Source organism: Rhabdochlamydiaceae symbiont of Dictyostelium giganteum, from assembly GCF_964291045.1.
Lineage (GTDB): Bacteria > Chlamydiota > Chlamydiia > Chlamydiales > Rhabdochlamydiaceae > PALSA-1444.
The window spans coordinates 357,941-369,862 of sequence record NZ_OZ197277.1 but is presented as its reverse complement, the minus strand read 5'-3'; the positions used below and the strand labels follow the sequence as shown (position 1 = coordinate 369,862).

General features: G+C 37.9%; 9 protein-coding genes. 7 read left to right on the top strand and 2 right to left on the bottom strand.

Annotated elements, in window-relative coordinates; genetic code table 11:
* Window positions 1-16: 16 nt before the first annotated feature.
* From ACI7T6_RS01330 to ndk, 7 genes are all read left to right on the top strand, one after another.
* Window positions 17-790: a hypothetical protein gene (locus ACI7T6_RS01330; RefSeq protein WP_404665798.1), complete on the top strand. Its 774-nt coding sequence runs from the start codon at window positions 17-19 to the stop codon at window positions 788-790.
* Entirely contained in the window at window positions 672-1,361 is a 690-nt protein-coding gene (gene lptB / locus ACI7T6_RS01325; protein WP_407075206.1) for an LPS export ABC transporter ATP-binding protein, read from the top strand. The genes ACI7T6_RS01330 and lptB overlap by 119 nt, the downstream gene beginning before the upstream one ends.
* Before the next feature lie 495 nt (window positions 1,362-1,856).
* Complete coding sequence (locus ACI7T6_RS01320) at window positions 1,857-5,249, top strand: hypothetical protein (RefSeq protein ID WP_404665796.1); 3,393 nt, start codon at window positions 1,857-1,859, stop codon at window positions 5,247-5,249.
* Between the two features lie 122 nt (window positions 5,250-5,371).
* Window positions 5,372-7,342: a hypothetical protein gene (locus ACI7T6_RS01315; RefSeq protein ID WP_404665795.1), complete on the top strand. Its 1,971-nt coding sequence runs from the start codon at window positions 5,372-5,374 to the stop codon at window positions 7,340-7,342.
* Complete coding sequence (locus ACI7T6_RS01310; protein ID WP_404665794.1) at window positions 7,339-8,238, top strand: hypothetical protein; 900 nt, start codon at window positions 7,339-7,341, stop codon at window positions 8,236-8,238. The genes ACI7T6_RS01315 and ACI7T6_RS01310 overlap by 4 nt, the downstream gene beginning before the upstream one ends.
* A 421-nt stretch (window positions 8,239-8,659) precedes the next feature.
* Window positions 8,660-9,574: a hypothetical protein gene (locus ACI7T6_RS01305; protein ID WP_404665793.1), complete on the top strand. Its 915-nt coding sequence runs from the start codon at window positions 8,660-8,662 to the stop codon at window positions 9,572-9,574.
* 325 nt (window positions 9,575-9,899) lie between these two features.
* Window positions 9,900-10,322, top strand: a complete 423-nt coding sequence (ndk, locus tag ACI7T6_RS01300) for a nucleoside-diphosphate kinase (protein WP_404665792.1) — start codon at window positions 9,900-9,902, stop codon at window positions 10,320-10,322.
* A 47-nt stretch (window positions 10,323-10,369) separates the two neighbouring features.
* On the opposite strand, the gene dtd is transcribed toward ndk, so the two are convergent.
* Entirely contained in the window at window positions 10,370-10,807 is a 438-nt protein-coding gene (gene dtd / locus ACI7T6_RS01295; RefSeq protein WP_404665791.1) for a D-aminoacyl-tRNA deacylase, read from the bottom strand.
* 12 nt (window positions 10,808-10,819) lie between these two features.
* Window positions 10,820-11,866, bottom strand: coding sequence for a rod shape-determining protein (locus tag ACI7T6_RS01290; protein ID WP_404666120.1), 1,047 nt, complete (start codon window positions 11,864-11,866; stop codon window positions 10,820-10,822).
* Window positions 11,867-11,922 lie beyond the last annotated feature (56 nt).

The following is an 11,922-nucleotide window of genomic DNA, read 5'->3' as shown; positions in this document are numbered from 1 at the left end:
CCTTATCATTATAGGATTGTTAAAGGCTACGCATTTTGATCTCAACTTTGCTTTAGAAGAACTAAGACTCTATCAAGTTGTAGGCTCTCTTCATACTCTTGCTCAAGAAAAGATTCATCTTAAAAGTGATTGTATTGATTTTAAACATCAAGAGAGCACCGTCTTTTTGAAAGGAGCTTCCTTCATTGAATTCCCCCCTCTTGGGTGTTTATCCTCTTCTGAGGAAATGAAGCTGTTTCTTGAAAATCACCTGACAGCTGATCTTTATACAACAGGTGTCACGACCCTTAAGAGCATCACAGGCGATCATATTACCTCTTACGGCCCTATCCATGTGGATTCTCTTACGCATACCATCACAGCTCACCCCTCTTCTTGTCATACACCTCTTCTTTATGAAGGAGAGGAGCTCCTTCTTGAAGCACAAGAGGCGATACTCACCTATGAAGAAGGGGGCAAACTTTTCTCTCCGCATCAGTTAGAGCTTGAAGGCGCGATTAAAATCCTGTCTAAAGAGGCTCTCTCCCATCAAATCCAAGCGGTTGCAGACCATGTGAGTTATCACCCTTCTACAAAAAACTGCATTTTAAAAGCACATACAGGTTCTAAAGTACTCATCACCCAAGAATCCCCGTCTCTTAAAATGAGTGCAGATGAGATCCATCTCATCTATGATCCTTTTGCAAAAGAGTATTCCATTCAAGGAGTGGGATGTGTCTCTTTTTCTCTTTCTGCTACAGAACAACAACTTCTCAATCAGGTATTTCATGACAAAAAACACGCTTCTTAAAGTTGATAATCTCCATAAAGCATATCACCATAAAGCTGTTGTCAGCGGTCTCTCTTTTACTGTTAATGCAGGGGAAGTTGTCGGATTACTAGGCCCTAATGGAGCCGGCAAAACAACCGCCTTTTACATGGCAATGGGACTGATTAAACCAGATAGTGGATCTGTATTTTTTAAAGATCAAGAGATCACCCATTTACCCATTCACAAAAGAGCCTCTCTTGGCATGGGGTATCTAGCTCAAGAACCTTCTGTATTTAGATCTCTTTCTGTTGAAGAAAATATTCTCTGTGTCTTAGAAACATTAACGAGTTCTCCTCAAGAGCAAAAAGAGAAGCTAGAACTCCTTTTAAATGAGCTCCATTTAGCCCCTCTTGCGAAGAAAAAAGCGGGAATGCTCTCTGGCGGAGAAAGAAGACGGCTAGAAATCACAAGAGCGCTTGTCTCTAATCCCTCTCTTCTCCTTCTTGATGAGCCTTTTGCAAATATCGATCCCCTCTCAATCGCTGATGTAAAAAAAATGATCCACCACTTAAAAAGTAAAGGGATTAGCGTTTTGATTACTGATACCTAACTTGTTAGTTGATAAGCAGTTTTTAATTTCTATGCAAATTATCTTGAAAAAGCCTTTTTTAATGATTTTTTTTGCGTGTTTTTTTTAAAATTCCGTTGTTTTTTACATGGAATTTTATTAAAAAAAGATGCTTTTTCATGTATAAGGGCTATTTTAGGTAACTAGCAAGTTAGGTTACTGATCATAACGCAAGAGAAATTTTCTCTATTGTGGACAGGAGCTATTTAATTCGTCAGGGTAAAATTCTCATTTCAGGAACTGTAGAAGAGCTCCTTAATCACCAAGAAGCTAGACTTTTCTATTTTGGGGAAGACTTTAAGTTATAATCTCTAACATATGCATCTTAAAAATGTGATGAGCTTTTTTGAAGACAAGAGGCTTTTTTCAAAAAATTAATATTTTTTATAGCATTATGCAACACACTCATTCCGAATGATTAAAAAAATTTAATTTGTTGCATTTTTTGAATTTACAAAAACAATGCATTATGGAAAAATGCATCCATTAAAATTTATCATGTATATTTCACATAACTATCATAAGACCCATTCTTTTCTTAATTGCTCATTAGATGTGAACCAGCAAGAACATCCATACACCCTTTTAGCAGAAAATCTCAATCAGCTTACAAATCTAGAGATTTTACCAACCCAAATACTCATTAAGGGGGATGTAAAAATATGTGCCTTTAATATCCAATTTTTTGCCCTGTTACAATCTAAAGATGTTGAAATAGATGGCTCCTTGATATGCGATCCTCTCTCTGATTTTACAGGACTTATGACCTTACCAAGAGGGCTTAAAGTAGGAGGGACTCTTAACTTTTCTCATTGTCAAGAGTTGGTAGAACTTCCTGAAGATTTGGAAGTAGAAGGAGACCTTGATCTCTCTAATTGTACAGAGCTTACTTCCTTACCACAAGGACTTAAAGTTAAAGGGTCTCTTAATCTTTCTCATTGTCAAGAATTGATAGGGCTTCCTGAAGATTTAGAAGTAGGAAAAGATCTTGATCTTTCTTATTGCGAATCTTTGACTACCTTACCAAGAGGGCTTAAAGTTAAAGAAACTCTTAATCTCTTTTGTTGTACAGCATTAACCTATCTTCCTAAAAATTTAAAAGTAGAAGGAAACTTTGATCTCTCTAATTGTACAAAGCTTACTTCATTACCAAAAGGACTTAAAGTAGGAGGGTCGCTTAATCTTTTTAGTTGCAAAGCATTGAAAAAGTTTCCTGAAGACTCAGAAGTAGGAAAAGATCTTAATCTCTCTTATTGCAAATCTTTGACTACCTTACCACGCCGGCTTAAAGTTAAAGGAGCTCTTTCACTTCGGGAGTGTAGCTTATTAACAAAACTGCCCGAAAATTTAGAAATAGAAGGAGATCTTGACCTCTGGGAGTGTAAAAAGCTTGCTCCCTTACCCAAAGGACTTAAAGTTAGAGGGTCTCTTGATCTTTCTTGGTGTCAAGCATTGAAAAAAATTCCTGACGATTTAGAAGTAGAAGAAGATCTTCATCTCTCTTTTTGTAACATGCTTATTACCTTACCCAAAGGACTTAAAGTAAAAGGATCTCTTAATCTTTCTGGTTGTACAGCATTGACTCATCTTCCTGAAGATTTAGAAGTAGAAGGAAATCTTGACCTATCTAAGTGTACAGGACTTACTACCTTACCACAACGCCTTAAAGTTAAAGGATCTCTTAATCTTTCTGGTTGTACAGCATTGACTCATCTTCCTGAAGATTTAGAAGTAGAGGGAAATCTTGACCTATCTAAGTGTACAGGACTTACTACCTTACCACAGCGCCTTAAACTCGAAGGATCTCTTAATCTTTCTGGTTGTACAGCATTGACTCATCTTCCTGAAAATTTAGAAATAGAGAGAGATCTTGACCTATCTAATTGTACAGGACTTACTACCTTACCACAGTGCCTTAAAGTCAAAGGATCTCTTTCACTTTCTCGTTGTAAAGCGTTGACAGAGCTTCCTGAAGATTTGAAAGTAGAGAAAGATCTTAATCTTCAGTATTGCGAATCTCTTACTCCCTTACCCAAAGGGCTTAAAATTAAAGGATCTCTTTCAATTGATGTTTATACACCCTTGACAAAACTTCCTGAGGATTTAGAAGTAGAAGGAAATCTTCACTTATCTAATTGTACAGGACTTACTACCTTACCAAAAGGGCTTAAAGTCAAAGGATCTCTTATCTTTTATGATTGTAAAGCATTGACAGAGCTTCCTGAAGATTTAAAAGTAGAAGGAGATCTGAAGCTTTCTAGCTGCGAATCTTTGACGACCTTACCACGAGGACTCAAAGTTAAAGGATCTCTTAATCTTTCTCATTGTACAGCATTGACAGAGCTTCCTGAAGATTTGGAAATAGGAAAAAATCTTACTCTTTATCATTGTGAATCTTTTACTACCTTACCAAAAGGGCTTAAAGTCAAAGGATCTCTTATCTTTTATGATTGTAAAGCGCTGAGAGAGCTTCCTGAAGGTTTGAAAGTAGAAGAAGATCTGAAGCTTTCTGATTGCGAATCTCTTACTCCCTTACCCAAAGGGCTTAAAATTAAAGGATCTCTTAATATTTATCGTTGTAAAGCATTGGTACATCTTCCTGAAGATTTAGAAGTAGGAAATCATCTTGATCTTTCTTATTGTGAATCTTTGACCTCCTTGCCAAAAGGGCTTAAAGTCAAAGGATCTCTTAATATTTACCATTGTAAAACATTGGTACATCTTCCTGAAGATTTAGAAGTAGGAAGTCATCTTGATCTTTCTGATTGCAACTCTTTGACTACCTTACCACAGGGACTTAAAGTTAAAGAATCTCTTAATCTTTCTAATTGTACAGAACTCACTCATCTTCCTGAAGATTTGGAAGTCGGAAAAGATCTTAATCTTCATCATTGCAAATCTTTGACCACCTTCCCACAAGGATTTAAAATTAAAGGATCTCTTAATCTTTCTTATTGTACAGCATTGACAGAGCTTATTGGGAGTTTAGAAGTAGAAAGAGATCTTGATCTTCATCATTGCGAATCTCTTACCACTTTACTAGGAAGTTTTAAAATCAACGGGGTGCTTAATCTTTCTGATTGTCAAGCATTGACAGAGCTTCTTGGGAGTTTAGAAGTAGAAGAAGATCTTGACCTTTCTTATTGTAAATCTCTTATCACTTTGCCACAAAATCTTAAAGTCAACGGGACTCTTAATCTTTCTGATTGTACAGCATTCACGCATCTTCCTGAAGATTTGGAAATAGGAAAAGATCTTGATCTTTCTTATTGTGAGTCTTTGACTACTCTACCTAAGAGGCTTAAAGTCAAAGGGTCTCTTACCCTTACTAATTGTATGAAATTGATAGAACTTCCTGAAGATTTAGAAGTAGGAAAAGATCTTGATCTCCCTTCCTGTGAATCTCTTACCGGCCTACCTAAGAGACTTAAAGTCAACGGATCTCTTAGCCTTTCTAATTGTATAAGATTGACAGAACTTCCCGAAGATTTAGAAGTAGGAAAAAATCTTGATCTCACTTACTGCGAATCTCTTACTGCCTTGTCAGATGGTCTTAAAATTAAAAAAAACCTTGATCTTTATGGTTGCGAGGCATTGATACAGCTTCCTGAAAATTTGGAAGTGGGAAAAGATCTTGATCTCTCTTACTGCAAATCTCTTACCACCTTACCAGGTGGCCTTAAAGTTGGAGGGTCTCTTAACCTTTCTGATTGTACAGCATTGAAAAGGCTTCCTGAAGATTTAGAAGTAGGAAAAGATCTTAATCTCTCTTCTTGTACAAGGCTTACTGCTTTGCCTAAGGGGTTTAAAGTAAACGGAGATCTTATTCCTTCTCGTTATAAAAATCAGATGAAGTGCACAATTCTATAAATAAAAAAGTAATACAACACACTCTAAAATAAGATATTGTGTAATGATTATTAAAGCCTGTATAGAATATTAATAATTTATATTTAAAATAATCTTCTTCTCATTATAGCATGATTGTTAACATGGCAGTGATTCAGTTTATTTCTTCACCTCTCTACGAAGTGGACTTTACTCAGTTTGAAGCACGCTCTTATAAAAACCCTCCGCCATCTTTTGATCAAAAAATCATCCAGGTAGCTATAAGATCTTTTATCATTATTCAGGCTGCAGCTTTGGCTTTAGCTGGATCGCTCTATCAAACAGCTTCTTATTTTGGCACCTCTTTTCAATATCATGTCATTGGATATAACTCTCAAAAAAACACATGGGAAATCACCTTTGATATTCCTTTAATTGTGTTAAAAATAGCTTTTTGCGTCCTCTCTTCCCTCTTTTGTATCGTGACTACATTCACTAGACTCTTCATCCATAAACTCTCTATAAATCAAGAAGACAATCCCCTGCGGCTTTTCTTAAGTGCTTCTATTCAACTAAGTCATATCCGGACAAAAGAGCTTATTCTAGAGGCCAAGCATGTATCTGATGAGATTCAAATAGACACCTTATTAACCTTCTTTGATGAAATCAATTTTACCCATACTGAGGAAATTGGGTATATGGATCAAGGCTCTCTTAAAGAAGATGAAAAAACATACACACCTGATGAACTCCGCTCTTTATTACAAACAGTGCTTCAAAGGATCCATCAAAAAACAGCCTTTATTGGAACTCCCCCCTCTTATGATATTCCCAGGTTAATGCAGTTTTATGAACAGATTGAAAATGCCCTTCGTCTCTCCTTAAATAAATCTCATCAAGACCTAGTAGCCTTTGAAAACCGTTACGGAAAAAACTGTATGCAATACTCTTCTTCTGAACGAGGGCAATATGAGGAGATACTCTTAACAAGAGCGCGTATGGTGATTGATATTGCTTTAACAGGCAATCATTGCGGAGGAAGATTGATGGGAGATGCCATGAACTCCTATTATGGCATGCATCAAATGTTCATGAATATGGACCTCTCTCTTAAAGAGCATCTCACCGAGCTCCTTGCTCATCAAAGAAAGCAGATTGCTGAGAGTCAAATTCAAAAACATTTTGGCAATCATTCTCAAAATACGCATTACTTTAATCTCTACCTAAAAACCTTAGGGCCACTCTTAGGCATACCTGGGACACGGCATATCGATGAGCCGCTACTTTCTTCTTTGGATAAAGCAACTTATCTAAAATTATTTTTTGATGATTACAACGAAAATTGCATTATTTTAACTATACAAAGGCATATTCAAGCTAAAGAAGGGCATCCCTTAAGAGAAAAAATTACCGAGTGGCTAAAAAGTGAAATGCGCACATGGAACCAAGATCACTATACTGCGCTCTATGAAAAAGAGCTTGAAATACTCCGCCCTATCTGTCATCAAAAATACAGTAATGCTCCTCTTCCTCATCTTTTTACCCTCTTTATCGAACTGATTGATGTGGTTAAACAAAAAGATCTTCTTCAAATAAAAATTACTGCAATATCAGGACAAACATTCAGTTTAACTGAGCTTCTTCCTATTTCATGGGAAAGCTTTTTGGAAGAGCTTTTTGCCTTAAGTCAAGTGAAGAGCTGGCTAGGCGAAAAATACCCTGTCTTACTAGAGAGACGAAAACATGAAGAGCATTTATCTTCTCTTCTCTCTCAAAAGAGCTTAGGTGAAAAGGCTCTCACTTCTTTAAAGCGCTATATTTTAGAAGAAGCTTTGCCTCTTGAACTAGAACCTTTTCAAGCTGCTTTTCACCATGCTTCGCAAATCTCGCAAATTCAAAAAATTAACCCTTTTTTAGAACAAGATACCATTAAACGCATACTGACAGGAATAGAATCTCTTGAAACATCTCTTTACTCTGCAATAAACCGGCAAAGGCAAGATGAATTTTTAGGCCATTTTCCCTTGGAAGATTTAGCTGAAAATGGCCTCTCTCCTGAAATGATGGAATGGATGCTTGTATCTCAAGGCATTTTCTTTCCTCAAGAACTGATCCAAAAAGAAATATCATTATGACTCCTCTTCTTTACAAAACCTATAGAGACCTGATCATTACGGAATCTAAACTCTCTGAAAAACTTCCTCCTTACCATCAGAAAATAGCTGCTAAGTGGGCAAAAAGGGCTTTAAATCCTCAAAAATACCCAGAAGATGTGAAAAAAGCGTGTGAATATTTTATCGATTTCATGATTCAGCATGAACTTTATCACCCTCCCTTAAGATATCAATTTTCTTCTCAAGACCCCAGAGAGCAATTTCTACACATTGTATTTCATCAAAGTTTTGAAAATCAGGGAGAGGCTATCGTATCTCTTGCTGAGGAGATTGCTCCCCCAACCTCTTTCTTTTATGCTCATTTCAAAAAGCTCGCCCTCATCCAAGCTCCTGAAAAGATTGCACGTTTATTTCAAAATAAGATTTTTCAACTTGTCGCTACCGTGAGTGCGGGTGTTGCAACCTGTTATATTGGAAAAAGATGTTATTTTTCTTTAACCTATCTATTTAAGAACTCTATTCCCCCCTTTCTCATCAGCAAACTTCCCCGTCCTATCATAGAGATCAGCTATCACATTTTTGCTGGGATAGAAAAAATCGATGCTCTTCGCAAGAAAAATTTTAAAATCTTATTTCTTCTAGCGATGATTTGTTCGCTGCAACCTAACATACTCCCCAAGCGCATAGCCCCTTCTTTAAAGCTCATTTTTAACGCTCTTTTTTTTAACCCTCAAACCACTCTCTCCTTTTTATTAGAAACATCTCTTAATCAAGCCATTCTTACATTTAAGATGGTACACAGTATAGGAAATATCTTTTCTTCCTTCGCAACTCAAAATAAAATATATTACATTAACTCTTCTCGCTCAAAGGCAAAGAGAATTTGGAATGAGATGATACGCCATCCTCGTATTTGAAAGTTAAATACCAAGAAATATGAAGATACTTGATGGAGTTTATCAACCTAAAGTTATTAACACTTATCTAACGGTAGGTACACTTTTAGTTTTTTAAAAACCTATTCTCTTGAAGATCTGCTACAGGAAAATCGTATGACCCTCTTTTTTTATCATCATCAAAAATACCCCTTTTAAGCTTCTCTAAATCCATAAAAATTGATCGTTTTTTTCGCTTTTTCATGGGTAAAAAGAGTATGCTTTTTCTCATCTTTTTATCCATATTGAGCTAAGTAATATGTGATACTATCTATTCTTTATAGTATAAAACAATCATTTACAAAATACTTAAAAAATCAAACAATGGAGTTGGATCGCTATTTAAGTAAAATTTATTTTTATTTAAGTATTAAAGAAAACAAAATTAAAATTTTGGTGATTTATGATTACAAAAAATAAAAAAAGTAGCTCTGCCAATTTAGAAAAAGCACGCCGTGCTTCTCAAGCAAGAAGTCACGAAGAAAAATCAGAAGCCTCAAAACGGGCTGCTCAAAACCGTGACTCTGCAGAAATGCAAAGAACTTTAGAAAAAGCCCGTAATGCGTCTCAAGCAAGAAGCCATGAGGAAAAATCAGAAGCTTCAAAACTTGGGGCTAAGCACCGTGATCATGCAGAAATGGAAAGGACTTTAGAAAAAGCTAGGCACGCCTCTCACCCTAGAAGTCATGCAGATACGCATCACACTTCTCATGAAGGCACGCACACCCGCGGCCGTCCACGTACACATGAACATGAAGAAGAGATGCATCACGCCTCTCACACAAGAGGTCATGCAGGAGCCCATGATACTTCTCATGAAGGCGCTCACCGTGGCCGTCCAAGCACCCATGGACATGAAGAAAAGGCACACACCGCCTCTCATACAAAAGGTCATGTAGGAGCCCATGACACTTCTCATGAAGGCTCGCACACCCGTGGCCGTCCAAGTAAGCATGAGCATGAAGAAAAGGCACACGCTGCCTCTCATACAAAAGGTCATGTAGGAACCCATGATACTTCTCATGAAGGCACGCATACCCGTGGCCGTCCAAGTAAGCATGAGCATGAAGAAAAGGCGCATACACCCTCTCATGCAAGAGGTCATGCAGGAGCCCATGATACTTCTCATGAAGGTGCGCAGCACACCCGTGGCCGTCCAAGTAAGCATGAACATGAAGAAAAGGCACACGCTGCCTCTCATACAAGAGGTCATAAAGAGACGCATGACACTTCTCATGAAAGCGCTCACCGCGGCCGTCCAAGTACACATGGGCATAGCGAAGGAGCACACCGTGTGTCTCATACAAAGAAGTCTTAAGGAGACTCTCTACTTAAGCCACTTCAACAGGAAGCGCTTTAAGACTTCTATGAGTAAAGTCATCAAACTTTTAAAACAAAAGTGCTGATGGATTGATAATTAGAAGAGGGGCTTTAGAGAATGTTAAAAACATCTCTTTAGCCTTTCTTCTTACTCTCAATGATTCATATCTTGAACTCAATTCTTTCTCTAGTAAAGAAAAAAACATTAAACTTTTTTGTCCAAGAAATAGCCTATTAGCTGTACTTTTTCTTAAGTGAAATTGAATCCAGACAGAAATTCATTAAACCGTTAGAATGAACGTTTTTTACAAGGAATTGACAACATGGAAAGAACACTTTCAATCTTAAAACCCGACTCCGTTCAAGACAACCATATCGGAGAAATTATTGCGCGCTTTGAAAAAGAAGGGCTTAAAATTGCAGCGATGAAAATGGCTCACCTCTCAACAGAGCAAGCAAAAGCGTTTTATGCTGTTCACGCAGCACGCCCTTTTTACGGAGAACTTGTTCAATTTATGACAGAAGGCCCTGTTGTCATTATGGTTTTAGAAGGAGAAAATAGCGTTCTTAAAAATCGAGCCATCATGGGAGCTACTAACCCAAAAGATGCTTTAGAAGGAACCATACGGAAAGATTTTGCAACATCGATTGACCGTAATGCTGTTCACGGATCTGATAGCCTTGAAAATGCAAAGATTGAAATTGCATTTTTCTTCTCAGGAACAGACGTATTCGCAAGAGCGTAATTTTTTTCTTATTAACTCCTCTTATGTAAGAGGAGTTTCTCTTCTTTTTACCGCTCAATAATGAGTGTAAAAGGGCCATCATTCACAAGAGATAAAGCCATATCTGCTCCAAAGACACCCGTCTTCACGTTTTTTAGTTCATGTGTTAATTCTTGGATAAAAAAATCATAAAGAGGTTTTGCAATGACAGGAGAGGCTGCATGAATCAAAGAGGGTCTTCTCCCCTCTTCACAAGAAGCGTAGAGAGTAAACTGCGAAATCACTAGAAGCTCTCCTTGAACATCTTGTAAAGAGAGGTTCGTTTTTCCTTCATGATCTTGAAAATAACGGAGGTGGATGAGCTTTTTTGCCATCCACCGAGCGGTTTCTTTTGTATCATTTTGATGAAAACCAATAAGAACAGCTGCCCCTTTTCCAATAGATGAAACCACAGTGTGGTTAATGGAAACGGAGGCAGATGTTACCCGTTGAATGACAATTTTCATACGGGAAAGAGATTAGATAAGAGCTTTTTTCTTCTTGAACTTATCAAGATATTCTAAAGCTTTTCCTGTTCCCATGCAGACCGCAAGAAGCGGATGTGCTGCTACAATGACAGGAAGACCTGTTTCTTTAATGAGCGCTTTATCAAGCCCTTTAATTAAAGCTCCCCCTCCTGCTAAAACCATGCCTCTTTCCACGAGGTCAGCTGCAAGTTCTGGAGGACATTTTTCTAAGGTGAGTTTTACGCTTTCAATGATTTGTTGAATCGGTTCTGCAAGACACTCGCGTATCTCTACAGAGTTGATTCTTTTCATAACAGGAAGCCCTGCCACTTGATCTCTTCCTCTGACTTCCATTTCAAGCTCTTCATCCCCTAACGGATAAGCAGAACCAATGGTGATTTTAATCTCTTCAGCAGTTCTTGGGCCGATCATGAGGTTATATGTTCTTCGCATGTAGTTTACAATGCACTCATCAAACTCATCTCCTGCAATTCTTAACGATCTGGATTCAACAATGCCCCCTAAAGAGATGATAGCGATCTCTGTCGTTCCGCCCCCGATGTCGACAATCATATTGCCAAACGGTTCATGAACAGGAAGATCCACTCCAATTGCAGCTGCCATAGGCTCTTCGATGAGAACCACTTCTTGAGCTCCAGCTCTTAAGGCAGAATCTTCCACAGCCCGTTTTTCTACGCCGGTAATTCCAGAAGGAACAGCGATTAAGATTTTAGGACGAAAAAGGCTCCTGGAAGGGGTGACCCGTTTAATGAGAGCTTTAAGAAGCCCTTCTGCAATTTCAAAGTCGGCAATGACGCCGTCTTTCATGGGCCGCACCGCATGAATTTTTCGAGGAGTTTTTCCTAACATCGCCTTTGCTTTATGCCCGACGGCTAGCACTTCATTTGTTGCAGAGTCCACAGCAACAACAGAGGGTTCTGCAAGGACAATCCCTTTTCCCCTCACATACACAAGTGTATTTGCAGTTCCAAGGTCAATCCCAATGTCACTTGCAAAAAAACTAGATAAAAATCCAGCTTTTCCAAATGTGGATTGCATCAAATTTGCAAACATTTTTCTTATATCGATCGATCTTTTCTGAGCCATAGTTGAAT